The following is a 17,906-nucleotide window of genomic DNA, read 5'->3' as shown; positions in this document are numbered from 1 at the left end:
TCCCCCTGCCCCCTTCGAAGGGGGACTTGCCGCCTTTGCTGTTATCTAGGTATAAGCAATATAGTAGAAGGTATAGCTGACAGATATAGCAGACATATTTGCACATCTGCTACAAAGCAACATCTTGAACCTGGTGCACCGTTGACGATTTTGTGTTTGAGCGTTCAGCGAGTTTAAAAGCGTCTTGATTCTTTTGCTTACTTTTCTCATCAAGGAGAAAAGTAAGTGCCCGCCGCACAGGCGAAGCGATACAACAAGACAAGTAGAGGTCTGATTAAGCCAAAACTACACAGCAGATACGTGCGGCAAGCTCGCACCAACAGAAGAAGCTATGCGGCAAGACTAGTTTAAGTCAGATAAAGCCGCAGCTACAAAGCAAACCAGGATAAGCTTACTTTTTATTACCTTGTGCAGCAGCAGCACACCCAAGCTATACCATGGCAAAAAAGAAGCGTCATCACTCGCGTCACAAAATTCTGGACAGGAAGATCGGCATCAGCCCGGGTACCCTCTTTGTAGCAGCCGAAGCACATGCTCCCCGGTATTTCCTGATGTCGTTCAATGAACACCTCTTCAAGGAACAGGAGTTTGTTTCGTATGCCGAACTCTTGCAACAGGTGAAAGCACAACCGCAGGCCACGCACTGGATCGACATTCGCGGCTATGCGGACCTGACTATGCTGGAGCTCCTCAAGCAGGACTTTGAGATCCACTCCCTGCAGATGGAAGACGTTATCAACGACTACCAGCGCCCCAAAGTCGACGAGTATAAGAACAAGCTTTTTATTATCACGCGTATGCTGCGCTGGTCAAAGGAGCAGCATACGTTGGAGGATGTGCAGCTTTCTATCTTCTCCGGCCCCAACTACATCATTACCCTCCAGAGCGATTATGTGGATTGCCTGGACCCGCTGCGGGAGCGTATCCGCACGGGCAAAGGCATCATCCGGCAGCGACCTCCTATGTACATGGTCTACGCCGTGCAGGATGTGGTGCTGGATTTTTACTTTCCGGTGATCGCAGACATTGGCATTTACATCGAAGAGCTGGAACAGAAGATCCTGGAACGACCCTCCAAACAGGCCCTGCGGCAGGTACTCGACTTGAAGAACGAGATCATCAAACTACGCCGGATCGCCTGGCCGGAACGGGACAAGATGAACGATCTGCTCCGCATGGAAGCCAACATCATTCCCGACACCCTGAAGGTATATTTCCGCGACGCCTACGACCACACCATCCAGCTTATTGACCTGATTGACAGCCACAAAGAAATGTCGATGAGCCTCGTGGAGCTGTATATGTCAACGGTCAGCAACCGGATGAACGAGATCATGAAAGTACTCACCATCATCTCGAGTATCTTCATCCCGCTGAGTTTCATAGCCGGTGTCTATGGCATGAACTTTTCGCGCGAGGATCCGGAGACAGGAAAAATTTTCCGCTTCAGTATGCCGGAGCTATACCTGCCGTACGGTTATCCGATCCTTGTTTTTCTGATGGTATTGCTGGTGGCCCTGCAGCTATACTTCTTCTGGAGAAGAGGCTGGTTCAGGAGTTTTTGACGGATGCTAAGGTATGGCGTGCGCAGTTGTTTGGCTGCAAAGAGCTATAATTTTGTAAGAACAGGAGCAACTCGCCTCTAAAAGCCCGGTCATCTGTGTGAGCTCGAACCCTATGCTTTATAAGCCTGCGGTTCGATCAAAGCCATGTTACACTCCTTAGTTCGGCAATTTAAAGCTGAGCTTCTGCAGCTCGCGCCGGAATACTTTGTAGACTGTGTAGTTGTTGGTTACTTCGTTGTAGAAGATCGTGACAGGTTGATTGTTCTCCAGTGACCTACCCCCGATCAAGGCGGCGTTGGCACTGTAGAGGTACGTTTTCTGAGGGCCGGTTTCGGTGATCGCGTATACCTGGTTGCCGCCTCCAAAATGAAAATACTGTACCAGCTTCGGCGCTGACGTGACAAAGTTCTTTTCAAACAGTTGCTTCTTGTCCTGATCGAAGGCGGCTACTTTGCCCTGGTCCTGCCGCACGATGATGAAGGATTTTCCGCTGGCTTCCGGCACCAGGTCAAACATAGCGCTTTTGCTTGGCCGGGGCAGTTGCTCCCGCTTCCGTACTTCTCCCAGCAGGTTAAACTCCACCACCTCGCCATAACGGGTCACAACTGTTACCAGCGATCTGCGCAGGTCTGCTCCTACTTTGGCTACACCCTCCGAGGTAATGGGCACCCGCAGGCTGAACGGAAAGCCCGGATAGGTTTCCCCTTTTGTGTTGAGTGCATAGATGTACCCATTCTCGAGCAAGGCCAGGATCACATCGCGGCCCCCTACGCGCAGATGTTGCGGAGTGGCCGCCAACCTGTAATCCATGCGGCGGGGCTGCCAGCCCGGTACGGCATTGCCGCGGGTATCGTACATGTACAGGTTGCCCAGCGCATCATCCACCAGCAAGCGGTAGTCACGGTTCTTTTCATAATCAAACACGGCCAGGCGCTGGATGCGCACCGTATCCCCGATGTTAAAAGGAAAATTCTCCAGGTTTTTGCCCTGGTTGTCGATGGCGTGGATACGGTTGGAGGTAGCAAATACGTAGCGTAGCTTTTTATCACTTCCCAGCTCTACCTGGTGGATCGTGCCCCGCACCTGACTGCCAAGTGTGTCCACCCAGCCGCGGCTGCCGTTTGCGGTAATGTTGTGCAGGATGTGCAGCGAATCCTGTACCACTACTTCCCGGCTTCTGTCTACGGCATTTTGTATCGGGAAAGGCTGAGACTGCAGCCGGTGTGCAAACGGGATCGCTGCCTCTTCTTCAAAGCCCCCTTCCCCGTTAGCGGCTGTTCGGTCCTGCCTTCTGAACAGGAAGCTGGTATAATACTGGTTCTCTGTTTTTGCAAACTGCAGGCTCACCTGGTTAAAGCGCCGGATCAAGCTGGAGCTCTGCAGCAGGTCCTCCCGGTTTTCTTCCTGCAAATAGCGGTTCAGCACATACCAGGCATTCACCGTGTTCAGGTATAGACTGAAGTTCGCTTCCTGCAGCGTCTCCTCCAGAAACTCTTTTTGCGCCACAGATCTTCCCCATACCTCCCCGGAAGCGATGTCGTCGATCAGTGCCCGCAACGTGGCGATCTCGGGCGAAAAGAGCAGGTAGTTATCTATCTGCACCACATAGCTTTGCTCAAACCCGGCAAACAAGTTGCCAAACAATCGGGCCGGAAGCTCCTCCACATCCAGCAGTTGCAGGGTGTGGTTTCCGTATTTTTCCGTGTAGGCTTTCTGGTCCCCGGCCTGGTTCACCTGCTCACTAAGAGCTGCAACCAGCTTATTGGTCCGGGCGGCATCCCCCATGCGGGCGAACACGATCTTTTCGGGGCTCGTGTTCATGTTGTAGGACTCCAGGTAGGCCAAGGCGACCTCCTGGCTGAAAGACCGGGCAAGGGTGTCAACGGTGCTGCTGTAAGGCAGTCCTTTTGTATTATGATTGTCCCGCAGGCGAGCCACTTCCCCTACCCCGAAGTGCAGCAACATGGCTGTTCGGGTGGGCAGATATTGCTTGACTTCCAGAGGCCGCGGTGCCGACGGTTTTAACTGCGCCTGAAAAGAGCCTGGCAGGGTTTCGGGGTTCGAAAACCCATTCAGAAAGATTTTGTTGCGGTCCAGCTTGAGCTCCAGCATGGCGTTGCGGCAAAAACTGCTCAGGTAACGGACCTGTGGCATGATGTCCTCCTGCAGAAACAGGCCCAGCAGCTCGGGAAGCACCCTGTAATTGACAAACACGTTGGCGTATACATCAGCCTGATCCAGGTAATTTACTTTTTTGAACTCGGCAGCGATCGAAACGGGCTTGCTCCTGCTGATGCGGCGCACGATCTCTTCGACCAGTACCGGAGAAGCACTCAGAATAAGGTTGTTGTGGTAGGAAAAATACGTAAAGCTGCTCCCCAGCTGGGTATTGGTGATGTCCGTGAGCAGGAAGCCCTGGTAGTCGCGCGCTTCTTCCCGGAAGTTTTCACTTTTGACAATGTTTTCGGTAAGGGTGCGCAGGAAACGATGCTCTCCCACGGAGGTTACCGGCACGTAGTAGACAAACTCGACATCCGATTTGCCGACGACATGGATGGAGGTAAGAATATTCTTTTTATCGAGGAAGCGCTCGAGCCGTTGTGAACCGGGGGCCACACTGTCGAGCATCATCATGTTCTCCTGGAAGCGCTGTGCAATGGGCAGCACCGAAAAGCTTTCCCACAGCTCCGTTTGCTCCAGGTGATCCAACAAGGCACTGTGATTGTTGGTTTCTACTACGAAAGCGGCATTTTCAGGCACCAGCGCCCAAAGGTCTACCTTCTCCCGGGAATCCGTCCACCTGTTAAAGCCATAGAAAGCCAATGAGGCCAGCACTACGAACCCGATGAAGTAAAAAACAATGCGTTTCGGCATGGTGGAGGTTTATCAGATCACAAAAGTAACCGAAAATTTAGAATTTAACGGAATTAGCTGCAGAGGACAGCTCCATGACTTTTGCGGGCTCCTTTAGCTGTTGTTCGCATTTTAATCGCGTAATATACTAACTTATTACAAACCTTGTCACGTATATAACTCCCAACTCATAACCTGCATCTCATGTTCCGGATCCTGATTCCCGTTGATTTTTCAGAAGGCTCTTACAAGACCTGTCTTTATGCGCTTCGCTTGGCAGCAGCTGTGCCGGAGGCCAGATTGCTGCTCCTGCACTCCTCCCAGGACTACCTGGCAGACGCCGATCCTATACCTGCCAATGCTGCCGGCCTGACGCCCTCGGAGCAGATAACGGAGCGGGTGCTGCACCGCAACGAACTGGAAGCGCAACAACGGCTGGACGTGTTCTACCAGGACCTCCTTCACACAGCCCGAACGGCCGGCTATACCTGTCAGATAGAGCGGTCCATCATACAGGGTATGCCCGAAGAAGTGATCCTGGACCAGATCGAGCGGTTCAGACCCTCGCTTGTTCTGATGAGCACCAAGGGGGAATCCAGCCTCGGGCGTATGGTGTTCGGCACTGTCTCGACCAAGGTAGTGCAGGAAACCGATGTGCCGGTACTGACCGTGCCCGGCCACTACGCAGGCAACAGCATCAACAAAGTGCTCTATGCCACCAACTTCGGCACGACCGATGCAGCGGATATAGACCAGCTCCGGAAGCTGCTGCAGCACCTGGATCCGATGATCTACTGTGTGCATATCTCTGATGATCCGGAGGAAGACCGGGAAAAGCTGCTGGCGCTGCAACTGAAGCTACAAAGCACCGCCTCCGAAAATAACATCCGCTATGCGCTGCTGGAGGGCAGCGACGTTTCGGAAGCACTCCAGGACTTTGCCCGAAGCGAAGGCATAGACCTGCTCGCCCTCACCACCCGGGAGCGCAGTACACTGGACTCCTTGTTCAGCCCAAGCCTTGCTAAAAAAATGGTGTTGCACGGGCAGCTGCCGGTGCTGGTTTTTCATAGCAGGCTACCGGTATAGCAACATCAGTTTCCGGCGACCTCCTCTTTCTGCAACAGTTGCTTCAGCCCCTGGTAGTAGCGCTCCAGGGCGCCTTCGCTTGTGCTCAGAAACAGGAAAGGCTCTATCAGCTCCAGTTCCATCAAGGCCAGCTCGCCGTCCAGTTCCACGCCGTCTACACGGGCGTAGAGGCAACCCGAAGCAAACTGGTCCACGATCCGGCTAGCGGCTGCCAACAGGTGAGCGGGCGGCTCCGGCGTATGCACACTTCCTCCGAAGAAATGCTGCACCCGGAAATCGCCTAACTTGGCTGTTTTGAGCACGGTGTGGCTATACGTTCCGTTGAAGAACAGAAACGACCACTCCCCCTGTGTTTTGACCTCTTCCAGGAAAGGCTGCGCCAGAAAAGGCTCCTCCTGCAGCAATGCGTTGATACGGGCAGTATAAGCTGCTGCCTCGCTTCGTCCGATGGCCAGGGTATTTTTGGCTCCTCCGCTCACGCGTGGTTTCACGATGATCTTGTCCTGCCCGAAGGCGTCAAATACCGCTTCTGCGTCGAAGCTGCTGTTCTGGTCGAGCCATACCGTAGGCACCAGCTTTACGCCCTGCGCCTGCATATCCTTGAAGTAGATCTTGTCGGCGTTCCAGCGGACCGTCTGCACCGGGTTGAGCACCCGGCAACCCAGCTGCTCGAGCTTGTCCAGCCACTGGTAGAAGGCAGTTATTTTATCGAAGTAATCCCAGGGAGATTTCAGTATAACGGCGTCGAAACGGGCCCAGTCCACGTGCTCATCATCCCATACCTGAAAAGAAATTTTCAGCCCTTTTTCCTGCAAAAAATGGTATAAACGGTCATCTTCGCTGTCTGCGTTGTCGGTATAGTTACCCAGGCTCTCACAAGTGACCAAAGCTATTTGTAGTAATGACATAAATGCTGATATTTGCCACAAAATCTCACACCTAGCCAAAATTGGGCTAATTGAGCGAATAGAGGCATATTTTAAAATTCTCTGTGACGTAAACTGTGACTTAAAATCTGAGACTGTGCCGCTGCCTGCGCGCCACCAGGCAATACGTCGCATGGAACCCTCCCCGCTTCTCCAGCTCTCCAACGGCACTCATCAGCGAGGCTTTTCCGGTCAGAAGCCATGGCTTTGGTTTGCCTAGTCCAGGCGGATTAGCGTAGTCCGCTAGCGTATACTGGTAGTCCATGTAGCTCCCGCTACGGCTCAACACCCAGTGCTTGCACTGGATCTCCTTCAGCCGGGTCAGTTCGCCTCCATAGGCGATGTCCCGGTTCTTGGACTCAAGTAAAACCTTTGCCTGCTTATAGCTTTTATAGTTCGGGAAGGCCAGCAACACAAATTCCGTCTGCAGATCCACAAAGTCCATAGGCAAAGGTAACAAAAAAGCCCACTCTATAAGAGCAGGCCTTTCTTACATGAACTCAACTAAACACTATCTAACCATATTTTAAGTACACAAGCAATGCCGCCACGAGCAGCACACCCCAGAGCCAGAGCCACCACAGAGAATCCTGCTCCTCTTTTGTATTGCCGTCTCCGATGATAGCGTGCTTCTTCGCCTCCACCGGTGCATTCCTATCTCCAATAATGCTTTCACCTTTCGCTTCAACCTGGTGTTTATCCACCACTTTGGATTTCTCCTTTACCTCTGTATTAAAGGAGTTCTTTATCTTTATCTTCACCTTCCCCTTCCCTCCGTTTGCCGGGTGCGCGATCACCAAGGCCTCGTTGATCTGAGACAGCGTGACACCCAGTCCGGCTGCTTTCACACTGTCCTGTTGAAAGGTGAGTGGGTTGTAGGGGATGAAGCGGGCGCCCGTTCTATAGTTACTGCAGGATGCCAGCGACATCAATGTCGCCACCATCAGTATATACAGCAGCCTACTCATACCGCCACCCTTCCCAGCCAGCCCATGAAGAACTTCTCCTGGCTCGGGTCACGCTCACATATCTCCACATACCTTTTACCTTGCAGCACGTTCAGCGCCTTCAGCACGGACGCCTGCCTGCCGTGGCTGTTGAGTGTCTTGATGGTCACCGGGCCTATACTGCCATCGACGAGGATGTCCTTATAATCCACCTGATTCCGATTGCAAAGGTTGAGTGCCTGCTGCAGGAATTTGGCGGCTATACCTACACCCATGTTTACGCCCGTATCGAACAGCTCATTGGCTATTGACTGGCTGCTGATCAGGTCGAGGTTGTTCACGTCCCAGTACTCTTTTTTATAATGCCGCTCCACGTACACCTCCAGCGAGGACATCACCTCCTTCAGGTTCGCAGGGAAATACGCTTTGCGCTTCTGCGCGTCGATAATGGTCCACCCACTCCAGTTGGGATTATGCTTGCGGGCAATGCCCCGGTAGGTTTCCCCTCCCTTATCGGCCGGGTCGTTTACGTAATAGCCCTCATGCGCCAGGGTGATCGAGAGGGCCGGTTTGATGTTTGCCATGATCGCTTAGAATTTGCTTTTGTATTTACTTTCTTGGTACCCCCAGTCTTTCCGGAAGGTATTTTTCTGGGAGGCGCACCCGCTCAGGAGTGCACCTGCCAACAGGATGAGTAATAGTTTCTTCATACACCCAGTGTAAAGAGTCTTAAAAATGTGACAATAGCGGAGGTGATTGTCTCAAACTGGTTAGCGTCGATCACACCCACAATCAACAAGGTGTAGTTCAGCACCAGACAGAGCAGGGCCACCGTACCCCACTTGCGCCACTTGTTGCGCATAAGCCATTTGTAGATTTTTTTCATGCTTCCTTTTCTCTGTTTTTCCAGAACTTCGTGACAAAGTGATACAGCGTCGCGCAGATCACCGTGCCTACTATTTTTTTGAATAACTCGTAAATGTCCGGGTGGTCAGCCGCCTGCTCTGCCAGCCAGTTGCCCCAATCCCCTATCTGGATAAGCCCGAAGGGAGCCCAGGCGAATATTGTCTTTAGTTTCTGCTCAATCATCTTTTTGACTTTGCGCCTACCACACGGAGGCCTATTCTGCTTCGCTTGCCCGTAGGCCTGCCGGTACCGTTGATTTTCTTAAGTGCTTTGCCCAACTCCCCCTCCCAGTAGTTGATCTTGGAGCGGAAGGAAGCAATGATCTGGCTGCGCTCCTGTGGAGAAACATGCTCCACCGTGCTTTTTTCGTCCCGGCTTTTGGTGATACCGGTCGGAGAGATGGAGAGTCCGTGAAAAGGCAGAAAGCGAACATAGGCGTTGAACACCCATACCGCTGTTACCAGGTCTACCTCCTCCATGCCGTCTTCAGCGCTGCCCTTTAGTTCCAGCTCACCGGCCTGCCACTTGGTGTACAGGTCACCCAACAGAGGCTTTACATTCATCAGGAGCGCGTCCTGAACATAAGGGGCCAGCTGCGCTTCGGGAATGTTTTTTGACAGTGGCACAAAAGCCAGGAAGTCTTCTTTCGTTAATGTTTTCATTTGGATGCCTTGAAAAGGCCTGTAAAGAATTTCTTAAATCGGGCTTCCGCCTTTGCCTCTGCCTGTTGTTCCGGCAGCTCATCCCCACCTTCCACGGGGTCCAGCCCCACGAGTGCCAGGACCTGATTTCGCGTCATGGACTCAAGTACTTTGTTAGCCACCAGCGCAGGAAGAGAATTGAGGGCGTTCAGTGTTTTCTGGCCCTCTGTCGTCTGCTCCGTCTCCAGGATCGGATACCCCAGGAAATTCCTTTTCTCGTCTTCTGTCATTGCCTGCCAGGCTTGTTCCGGCATAGCCTTGATGATGTTGAGGCTCGTTAAGGTGAAGTCAAAGGCTGGCCACAGCTTCTCGAAGGTGCGCTGAATCAACCCCTGGATATCGAGCACCTCCTGCTGCATGAGCTGGATGATGTTCAGGAGCTGCTGCGTGTTCCCCAGTTGCCCGGCTGTATCCATACCGATCAGAGAAGGGTGCACACCCCAGTGCCGGCAGACCCGTTTCGTTATGGTGTCTGATTTCTGGTCCATCGAGAGCGCCGACTTCATGGAGTCAATGGAGAACAGCTGTGGCGCATCGTCTTTGTTGGCACCATTAAACACAGCCACATCCCCCTCTCCCTCCGGATCGGTTAACTGCTTGGCTGTTTCCTCTATTTTATCCCAATCGGTTTTGCCATCTTCATCCGGGGTCTCGTCATCGATATCACCTGGTATGAAAAGGCCCATGTTCGGCTTCACCCGCTTCTTAATCGCATGGTGATCTGCCCGGGGAATTTCAGTATCCGAGAGCATATCCTCCTTGCCAGCCCAGGCAGCCGGCTCCGGGTAATGCGGGTGCACGCTGGCCTCTTCGAAGACATAAAGGATCTGGCCAGGCTGTGGCTTTCCGTCTTTGCTTACCTGCGTCAAAGAGCGTTGTATACCTTCCTCGGTGTTGTCAAAGGCGTCAAGGATCTCGTCTTCGTCCTTTTTATATTTGTCGGTACCCAGATTCGGGTTGACCAGAAAGCGGCCGTCATCGAGCTTGCGCACCGTATGGAAAGGCACATGGTAAACCTCCCCTACCTCTTTCCCCAGGTTATACTTTACCCGAAGGACAAAACCGAACACGGCACTGTCCCACGCGATCAGGGGAACCAAGTCCTCTGTGGTTTGCTGCGGGTTGGCCCTGACGGCAGCAGCAGTACGGTTCGCAAAGCCATCCGCCTGGATGAACTTCTTGAGCTTGATCCAGCAGCGACGGGCCGTAGGAGAAGCCAGGAACGTGGTGATGATTTCATTCGGCAGTTTGTTGCCTTTGCCGTAGTCGATCACTTTGGCCCCATTCAGTTCCAGTGCTTTCCCTGCCGGCTGCGCACTGGCCTGCGGTGCGGAAGTCGCACGTGCCTTGACCAGCTTTGCCTTGTATTTGCCTTTGCCCTTCACTTAGGTATTATTTAGAGTCTTCTGCTTTATGGATGGCAGCCACCAGCGTTTCCAGTTTGCGGTTGCCGGGTGCCTGCTTATAGAGTTCAAGGTATTTTTGCTGTGCCTGCTCCAGTGTCAGGGGCTCCTCCTTTGGCGGGAGTGTGATCAAATTGCCATTAGGCGCCAAACCCGTTACAGGGTCAGAATCTCCATTCCCGGAACCTTCGCCTTCCGGATCGGTGTCTTCCTCTTCCTCTAGTTCTGTACCTGGGATGCGCTCGATGTTATGCGCGAACTGCCTGTGCTGTAGCACCAGTTCAGCCTTTTCGTCCGTCAGGTTCTCCGGCGTTACTTTGATGGTACCGAAGGCTGACACCAGCACGATCAGCTGGGATGTAGCTTTCTTGGAGAATCTGTAGTTACTTTTTTTAACCTCTTCCATTTCGATTTGTGCCTCTTTGATGCGCAGGGCGTAGCGCTCTGGGTTAGTGATGAATAGATCAAGCGTAAACAGGATCCTGCGCTCATTGCAGGGAGTACAGTCGTAGTGGGTTCCGGTGATGGCCCGGTGCACGGCACCCATCTCGGCGTAGTTCTTTTGTGGGGCCGCCACTACTGCCTGCGCACGCACCTGTAATTCTTCGATGATTGGATCCATGGGGAAAAAGAAAGGGCCGCCACCACACGCGGCAGCGGCCCTTCCGGCTAAAAGTTGTTGACTTGATTAAGCAGCCGCCAGGCCTTCCAGGTAGGCAATGCTCTCCTGAACCGTCTCACCGAACTTGCAGTAGACCGGCAGCTTGTCCGACTTCCCGTCGAAGTTCAGCGTCAGGGTAGTGGCGTCCTCATACTGGACACCGGAGCCACCCTCGGGAATGGTCAACGAGAGACCATCGGCCAGGCCATGAGTAGATATCAGACCGTGCGCCTCGAAGTGACCACTGTTCAGGGGCACGATGATCACCAGGTCATCGGCCAGGGCCGTCTTCTCGATGGACTCCTTCTCTACCTGCGAGTCGAAGTAGGCCACGAAAACACCACCGTGCGTATAGGACGGACCGTTTTCGGTCTGCTCCATGCTTGTTTTGGTAGAGTTCTTCAGCTTGCGGCCGGTGAACTTCTTGAGCTTCTCGCCGGCTTTGAAGGCCAGCGATATCACCTCTTTCGTAGCTGGGTCTAAACCTACCGGGGCAAGTAGTGCAAGCTGTGAAAGCGCCAAAATGTAAAATGTTTTACCTGCACCCCCGCGCTTGCGGAGGGCGTTGCAGGAGGGGTCCAGGTTGGTGACCCCTGTTACTGGTGCGCAATTATCCATATGCTAGTCCTCCTTTCTTAGTAAGACACCGCCAGATACTCACCCCAGCCGAGGCCGGTACCGAGCTTGTATTTCAGGCGCATGTAGTTCATCTCCTCTTTTTCCTGGTACCAGAACTTCACAGTCTGATAATCCGACTCTTGGTCCATGCCGATCACAACGTTTTCAGGCTTCGCATAGAGCGCTCTGTGTGGGTTGGCGCCTGCAAAATCCTGACGGATAGCAGCATCCACAAAGCCAAGCGGAATAAGCGGCACTCCTAAGTAAGTGAGCGTATTCACACCGTTCTGGAGGGCAGTCCAGGAGCTTTCCAGCTGCTTATTCTTGGTAAGCGTTTTCTTCCAGTTGTTATAGATGGAGCGCGTTACGTAGAATCTCTTTTCTGAATCATCCAGATCCTGCATCTCCATACTTGCACCGTAATACAAATCATCCAGAATACCTTCTGCAGCACCAGCAGGTAAAGCATCGTTACCCAAAGCGGCGCCTGCCTTAGTGACGTTGCCATCTGCTACACCTTCAAACAACTTCTTCCAGATGCCGTCTGTTTGGTTGTAGTCGTCACTTAAAGAGGCTTCGTCTCCTAAGAACATGATGCGGAGCATATCAGCTTTTGCCGACTCCTGCGCTAAGGCAGACAGAACGGTAGCCAACTGAGTGCCTGTAAGGTCAGCTCTTTCAACACCTAATTTTTTAGCCATCTGCAGGATAAGTCCGTCGAAGTCTTCAGCGCACTGCTCCATTTCGATACCCATCTTTTTTACCTCGATGCGCTCGTCGATCAGGTCGGCCAGCTTGCCATAAGGATTCCAGCCGCAACCGCTTTTCGCACGTGTTACTTTGCGTTGAGAGATCGCCTTGTACATATCTTTGTATGTAACAATGTCGGTGCGAATGTCGAAGCCCAGGCTTGACACTTCCGGAACCTGGATGAGTGGTTTGAAGATGAGATCAGAACTCAATGGGTTCTCATCTCCTATCCCCTTAAATGTGATTTCGGTTTCTATGAATGCCATTTTCTGTTAGCCTCCTTATTTAGTTCTGATTTTGACGGCTACACTATCCAAGGGGTGAGCCTTCCCTTTAGGGTCATTATTGGTGAAAGCCTGGTTAGGCTTCGGTGTTTCATTGCCGGAGCCTGGCACCACCTGTGACAGCTTCGCCTCCAGTGCTTTCACTTTGGCAGCAAGTGCCTTCGTGTCAGAAGCGGCAGCTTTTGCTTTCGGTGTCGGCTTTTTGGCACTGGCTGAGGCCTCTGCTTCTTCCTCTTCCTCCTCAGCCTCGGTGATATTGGCTACTGTACCTTCCACCACTTCGATCTCACGGCCATCGTTCAGGTCATACAGGCCGTCTTCCAGCGCCTCGGTCATTTCCACGTCCGCGAATACTGCCGTACCAGCTTCCAGCTCACCTTCGTGGTAGATGGTAGCACCATCCGCCGTATCGGTCGTAGCAGCAACTACTTCTACAGTCTCTGCTTCCGCTTTCGGCTTGGGTTTTGCAGTTGCCTTTGGCGCTGGCTTTGCTGACGCCTGTGGCTTGGTGCCTTTGCCAAAGAAGGCCTTGATGCCTTCCACCACATCAGACACGATGTCGGCTTTTTCTTCTTTTGTTATTGCCATTTTATTAATTGGAATTGGGTTACGCTTTGGGTTGTAGAAGGCCACGGCTTTTACCTTACCTTCTTTTTCAGTTTGAATAGCTTCCGGCAATGCACCTGCGAGTACTTCATCTATCCAGCCATAAGCTTTTGCTTCTTCGGCATTCATGTAAGAATCTGTCTTTAGCAGCTCTTTGATTTCCGCTACTTCTTTGCCGGTTTTGCGGGCATACAGGCTTAAGATCGGTTGCTCGTAGCTATCCAGTGCAGTGGCAGTGGCACGCAGTTCATCGGAGTTGGCATAGTGCAGCTGGGGGATCATCGGCTTGTGCGTCATCCAGATGGATGCCTCGCGCATCTTCAGCTTCCCGGGGGAAGCAGCGAGCGCTATCACAGTAGCTATACTGGCACAGAGCGAATCTACCTGCACCTCTACTACTATACCCTGCTCTTTTATGCGCAGCAGTTTGTTGTAGATCGCAAAGCCCTCATGCACATCGCCACCTGGTGAATTGATGTGCAGCGTGATCTGTTCGATCTCCTGGTTAAAGGTCCAGTTGCCATTCACGTCATAGCCAGTATACCAGTCTATATGCTGCTCTGTGAAGCCCGGCATAGTAAACCCGTAATCGTCTTCGTACTCGCCGATGATACCATTAATGGGTATATGAATGTGCTTGGGCATGCGATTTGAAAAAGGTTACGTTTTTCGCTAAATATTTTAGTAAACTTACTATATATTATCTAGCATATTTAGTAAGTTTACTTCATGTGTATGCACCCTGCATACACCTTTTAGCCAAACCATCATTCACATTCATGGGAGTCCTACAGACAAGGGTTATTGCCCCTATCGAGCGCAACCTGCAGGAGCAGGCGGACGCACGCGGTATTTCACTCTACCGCTACATGCAACAGATCATGACCGAGGTCGGTCGGGGAAACGTCGCCACGGCTATCGTGGTACCGGAAGGCAGCCTGATCCTGTCAGCAAACAAGCTGCAGACGAAGAAATGAAAGCCAAGGAATTCAGACAGCTCTGCCGGGAGGTCATCGCCCTGGCCGGCTACCTCAAGAACAACCCGGACAAAGAAGAAGCCCGTGGACTGTTGCTCGTAACAGCAGAAAAGATAAAGTCAGCCCCACCCGTAACACAGGAAACCCATGAGTGAAAAGAAAGAAGTCCTCTTAAGGATCCGGATAGACGAGGAGGCCGCTAAAAAGAAGATCGTTGACTTCCAGAAGGAGATCAACGCTGCTAAAAAAGAACAGCAGGAACTGTCCGCAGCTATCAAGGCAGCCGGCACGGTCACCGATGAACAGGCTGCCAAGCAGGTAGAGCTGAAAGCCAGGCTCAAGGACCTGACCCAACAGCAGAACCTGCAGATACGGGCGGTGGAGTCACAACAGAAAGCGGACAAAGCAGCGCAGGGTTCTATTGTTCAGCTACGCGCCCAGCTGGCCAGCCTGACAGATGACTGGAACAACCTAAGCGAAGAGGAGCGGGAGAATGCCGACATCGGCGGGAAAGTCGAAAAAGCCACCAAAGCTGTTTCGGACAAACTCAAAGAGCTGGAAGGCCGGGTAGGTGATACGCGTCGCAACGTGGGCAACTATACCCAGAGTATACTGCAGGCGGCGGACGGATCCGGGAAGCTGAGCACCGCGATCTCTACTGCACAGGAAGCTTACGATGAATTGAAAGGCTTCATCTCCGACGCGAAGAAAGCACTGGAGGATGAAGTGAAGGCGAAGATCGCAGCCAAGAACGCGGCACTGGCTAAAGCGGCTGCCGAACAAACCGGGGCTGCTGTGACCGGTGCTGCCACGACAGCCACCAACATCAACAAAGCTGCCATCATCGGGAATGTAGCGGCCCTGAAGCTCCTGAAGTTCGCGCTGTATGCCACAGGTATAGGCGCGGTGCTGCTGCTCTTAGGTGGCCTTATATCCTTCCTGACCAGAACACAGGAAGGGATTGACCTAGTCAGCCGGAAGACGGCTGGTTTCACCACGGTCATCGGGGTACTGATCGACAACCTCTCGGCTGTGGGGAAGCGGGTGATCGACTTTGTGAGCGGTTTCGAGAATTTGGGGGACGCAGTCAAGAAGCTGGGTAAACTTTTACTCGATAACCTGATCAGCCGCTTCAAAGGACTGGGGGTGATCATCGAGGGGATCATCAACCGGGACTTCTCCAAGATACAGGATGGCATAGTACAGGTGGGTACCGGTATTACCGACGCCACTGCCAAGACCAAAGCTTTTGCCAAAGAGCTCAATGAAGCCCGGAAAGCAGGCGAAGCCATTGAAAAAGAAAACCAGCGGCTGCGGGATTCGGAACGGGCACTGAATGTGGAGCGGGAGAAAGCCAATGCCCAGATCGAGAAGTATAAGCTCGTGGCAGAAGATACCACCAAGTCCGAAGCAGAACGGGCGGACGCCGCTCGCAAAGCCTTTGCCTTGGAAGAATCCTTGCGTGAGAAGCAACTGCAGCTGCAGCGGGATAAGATCGCCAACCTGGTAGCAGAACAGAAGTTGACCAACAACCTGACAGAAGACAACGATAAGCTGGCAGCGGCACAGGTAGAGCTGGCCCGGATCGAGCGGGAAAGTGTGGGCAAATCCATTGAGCTGCAAAACAAACTGAATGCCCTCCGAAAAGAAGGATCCGACAAAGCAGCGGCCCGGGCAAAGGAACTCTCCGAGAAGGAATATGCCGCACTGCAAAAGAAGCTGGCTGATGAGAAAGCAGTATTAGAATTGGCCTTGCTGCAGACAGTGGATAACAGCGAAAAGCAGTTACAGGCAACCATCAAGCTAAACGAGAAAGAACGTGAGATCGCTTTATCAGCTAAAGAACTGACCGCCGCTCAGGCTGCTTTGATTCAGGCGCAGTATGACAAAAAGGAATTAGAGGCCCGCAAAGCGTTTGCCCTGAAGCAAATCGAACTGGAGAAAGAGGCTCAGGAGAAACGCAAAAAAGCTATAGAGGATCAGGCAAAACAACTCCAGGAGGCTGAACAAATCATAGCTGGAAACCAGGAGCTGGATGCGCTCAACAGGTATGCAGCAGGTGAAACTTTTGAATACCAACACCAGGAGCGGCTTCAGCAGATCCAGCGGGAATCTTTGCAAAGGCAATTGGAGGAGGCGAAAAGACTGGGATTGGATACGCTGGAAATTGAGCGGAAGATAGCGGAGGACAAGATCGCAGTTCGTTTGCAAGAGGCGGAACGGAAAGCCGCTATCCAACAGGTAGAGTACCAAACCGCTGTAACCGCTTCACAGGCACTGGGAGACTTAGCCACCATCGTTGCGGGGCAGTCAGCCGAGGCAGGTGAGTTTGCAAAGGCTATCACGTTATTTCAGCTGGGCATTGACACGGCCCGTGCTCTATCAGCTATTACCGCCTCTTCTGCACAGGTCGCTGCCTCTATCGCTGCAGCTTCAGGACCAGCCGGTCTGGTGACGGGTCCGGCAGCATATGCGGCTTACTATGCTACCAACGTGGCAACAGTCCTGGCTAACATTGCACAGGCGAAACAACTTTTGACAGCGGAAGCTCCGCAGCCCAAAGGATTTGCGGAAGGTGGGTATACGGGCAATGGCTATGGTACGCCGGACGCCTCTGGTTATCGTGTGGCTGGTGTTGTCCACGAAGGGGAATACGTCGTACCAAACTGGCAGGTAAAGCGGAACGCGGGACTTATTGCCTCGCTGGAGCAGCACCGGCAAAGAGGATATGCGGCCGGTGGCTATACCGGCTCTTCGCTCCCACCGTCTGTTCGGCAGGCCATGGGAGGAGTTCCTTTGCCCATAATTGATTATGACAGGCTAGGACAGTCCGTAGGCAAGTACGTCCCCAGGTATATCAAAACAACCGACATCAAAGGGGGTTTAGCAAAAGATCAGCAGACCGCAAGGGTAGTGAATCAGTAATGCGATTTACTACCACCCATCACCTTTACTAACTGTTGCTGAGAGAGCCGACTTGAAAGAATTTATTAGACGTGTAGTTGAAGTATTCCCAGCGTCATAATAAACCTTATAAGTCGGCCTCATTTCTCCGTTCTTTTTGTAGACATTAGGTGAGCTATAAAATTCCTCTGCTGAAACCTTCCTGTCTGCTCCTGGGATTGACGGGTTATAATTCCCTTGGTATGCAATATTGGTTATCTCGTATTTATATCTCCCGTCTTTGAATTGAAGGCTTAGGGTAAAATGCACTTTCTGCTTACTATTACCAATATCCAAATCAGTTATACCATTCCCAATGATTGTCCCTTCCTCTTTACTATCCATCTGAATCACATCATTGGCAGAATTGAAAGTTGTAGCGAACCATGCCCTAGCGCGGCTATACAGTTCCTGTTGTGACAGGCCTTCTACTGGTACTACTTCAGAGTAAACGATCTTTCCACTCTCATCTCTTGGAGGGGTGGACTGGGCAAAGGAGAACAGGGGTAGCAGGGCGAGTAGCAGGAGTATAAGTCGTTTCATGGGGTAAGTATACGAAGGATTGAATATAGGGTGCAAGCCATAAAACAAAAAGCCCTTCCGATCCGAAAGGGCTTTTTGTTTTATGGGTGTATAAGAAACTTACTTGGAGTAAGAATTTATAATCTGTAGATAGTTTT

The 17,906-nt window shown here is 52.2% G+C and carries 19 protein-coding genes; 5 read left to right on the top strand and 14 right to left on the bottom strand.

Annotated elements, in window-relative coordinates:
* The first annotated feature begins 437 nt into the window (after nt 1-437).
* Entirely contained in the window at nt 438-1,565 is a 1,128-nt protein-coding gene (gene corA / locus OB13_RS15170) for a magnesium/cobalt transporter CorA (protein WP_461491019.1), read from the top strand.
* Between the two features lie 156 nt (nt 1,566-1,721).
* Here the strand turns inward: corA and OB13_RS15165 are convergent, their stop codons facing one another.
* Nucleotides 1,722-4,439: a hypothetical protein gene (locus tag OB13_RS15165; protein ID WP_461491018.1), complete on the bottom strand. Its 2,718-nt coding sequence runs from the start codon at nt 4,437-4,439 to the stop codon at nt 1,722-1,724.
* Between the two features lie 183 nt (nt 4,440-4,622).
* On the opposite strand from OB13_RS15165, the gene OB13_RS15160 reads away from it, so the two are divergent.
* Entirely contained in the window at nt 4,623-5,504 is an 882-nt protein-coding gene (locus OB13_RS15160) for a universal stress protein (RefSeq protein ID WP_461491017.1), read from the top strand.
* A 5-nt stretch (nt 5,505-5,509) separates the two neighbouring features.
* On the opposite strand, the gene OB13_RS15155 is transcribed toward OB13_RS15160, so the two are convergent.
* The 12 genes from OB13_RS15155 to OB13_RS15100 form a co-directional block, all read right to left on the bottom strand.
* The gene (locus tag OB13_RS15155) at nt 5,510-6,412 is read right to left on the bottom strand and encodes an ATP-grasp domain-containing protein (protein WP_461491016.1); all 903 of its coding nucleotides are present in this window, start codon (nt 6,410-6,412) and stop codon (nt 5,510-5,512) included.
* A gap of 100 nt (nt 6,413-6,512) precedes the next feature.
* Nucleotides 6,513-6,875: a hypothetical protein gene (locus OB13_RS15150; RefSeq protein WP_461491015.1), complete on the bottom strand. Its 363-nt coding sequence runs from the start codon at nt 6,873-6,875 to the stop codon at nt 6,513-6,515.
* Between the two features lie 70 nt (nt 6,876-6,945).
* Nucleotides 6,946-7,374: a hypothetical protein gene (locus OB13_RS15145; RefSeq protein WP_461491014.1), complete on the bottom strand. Its 429-nt coding sequence runs from the start codon at nt 7,372-7,374 to the stop codon at nt 6,946-6,948.
* A gap of 20 nt (nt 7,375-7,394) precedes the next feature.
* Nucleotides 7,395-7,961 (bottom strand): glycoside hydrolase family 108 protein, encoded by a 567-nt coding sequence (locus OB13_RS15140; RefSeq protein WP_461491013.1) that lies wholly within the window; start codon nt 7,959-7,961, stop codon nt 7,395-7,397.
* A 122-nt stretch (nt 7,962-8,083) separates the two neighbouring features.
* The gene (locus OB13_RS15135) at nt 8,084-8,263 is read right to left on the bottom strand and encodes a hypothetical protein (protein WP_461491012.1); all 180 of its coding nucleotides are present in this window, start codon (nt 8,261-8,263) and stop codon (nt 8,084-8,086) included.
* Nucleotides 8,260-8,466, bottom strand: coding sequence for a hypothetical protein (locus OB13_RS15130; RefSeq protein ID WP_461491011.1), 207 nt, complete (start codon nt 8,464-8,466; stop codon nt 8,260-8,262). Before OB13_RS15130 ends, OB13_RS15135 begins: the two co-directional genes overlap by 4 nt.
* On the bottom strand, nt 8,463-8,945 hold the full coding sequence (locus OB13_RS15125; RefSeq protein WP_461491010.1) for a DUF6712 family protein: 483 nt from the start codon (nt 8,943-8,945) through the stop codon (nt 8,463-8,465). The genes OB13_RS15130 and OB13_RS15125 overlap by 4 nt, the downstream gene beginning before the upstream one ends.
* Nucleotides 8,942-10,369, bottom strand: a complete 1,428-nt coding sequence (locus OB13_RS15120) for a hypothetical protein (protein WP_461491009.1) — start codon at nt 10,367-10,369, stop codon at nt 8,942-8,944. Before OB13_RS15120 ends, OB13_RS15125 begins: the two co-directional genes overlap by 4 nt.
* 7 nt (nt 10,370-10,376) lie before the next feature.
* The gene (locus OB13_RS15115; protein ID WP_461491008.1) at nt 10,377-11,009 is read right to left on the bottom strand and encodes a hypothetical protein; all 633 of its coding nucleotides are present in this window, start codon (nt 11,007-11,009) and stop codon (nt 10,377-10,379) included.
* Nucleotides 11,010-11,075: 66 nt separating this feature from the next.
* Nucleotides 11,076-11,666: a hypothetical protein gene (locus OB13_RS15110; RefSeq protein ID WP_461491007.1), complete on the bottom strand. Its 591-nt coding sequence runs from the start codon at nt 11,664-11,666 to the stop codon at nt 11,076-11,078.
* Nucleotides 11,667-11,683: 17 nt separating this feature from the next.
* A complete protein-coding gene (locus OB13_RS15105; RefSeq protein ID WP_461491006.1) occupies nt 11,684-12,682 on the bottom strand; it encodes a hypothetical protein in 999 nt (332 codons plus the stop codon).
* A gap of 15 nt (nt 12,683-12,697) precedes the next feature.
* A complete protein-coding gene (locus OB13_RS15100) occupies nt 12,698-13,951 on the bottom strand; it encodes a head maturation protease, ClpP-related (protein WP_461491005.1) in 1,254 nt (417 codons plus the stop codon).
* 134 nt (nt 13,952-14,085) lie between these two features.
* On the opposite strand from OB13_RS15100, the gene OB13_RS15095 reads away from it, so the two are divergent.
* The 3 genes from OB13_RS15095 to OB13_RS15085 are packed head-to-tail and all read left to right on the top strand — an operon-like array spanning nt 14,086 to nt 17,208.
* A complete protein-coding gene (locus OB13_RS15095; RefSeq protein ID WP_461491004.1) occupies nt 14,086-14,283 on the top strand; it encodes a hypothetical protein in 198 nt (65 codons plus the stop codon).
* On the top strand, nt 14,280-14,438 hold the full coding sequence (locus tag OB13_RS15090; RefSeq protein WP_461491003.1) for a hypothetical protein: 159 nt from the start codon (nt 14,280-14,282) through the stop codon (nt 14,436-14,438). The genes OB13_RS15095 and OB13_RS15090 overlap by 4 nt, the downstream gene beginning before the upstream one ends.
* On the top strand, nt 14,431-17,208 hold the full coding sequence (locus OB13_RS15085) for a coiled-coil domain-containing protein (RefSeq protein ID WP_461491002.1): 2,778 nt from the start codon (nt 14,431-14,433) through the stop codon (nt 17,206-17,208). Before OB13_RS15090 ends, OB13_RS15085 begins: the two co-directional genes overlap by 8 nt.
* A gap of 9 nt (nt 17,209-17,217) precedes the next feature.
* Here the strand turns inward: OB13_RS15085 and OB13_RS15080 are convergent, their stop codons facing one another.
* Nucleotides 17,218-17,769, bottom strand: a complete 552-nt coding sequence (locus tag OB13_RS15080; RefSeq protein WP_461491001.1) for a DUF4468 domain-containing protein — start codon at nt 17,767-17,769, stop codon at nt 17,218-17,220.
* Nucleotides 17,770-17,906 lie beyond the last annotated feature (137 nt).

It is taken from the genome of Pontibacter sp. HJ8 (assembly GCF_054824225.1).
The sequence above is the reverse complement of the archived record's forward strand: the minus strand, read 5'-3'. Positions and strand labels throughout refer to the sequence as shown.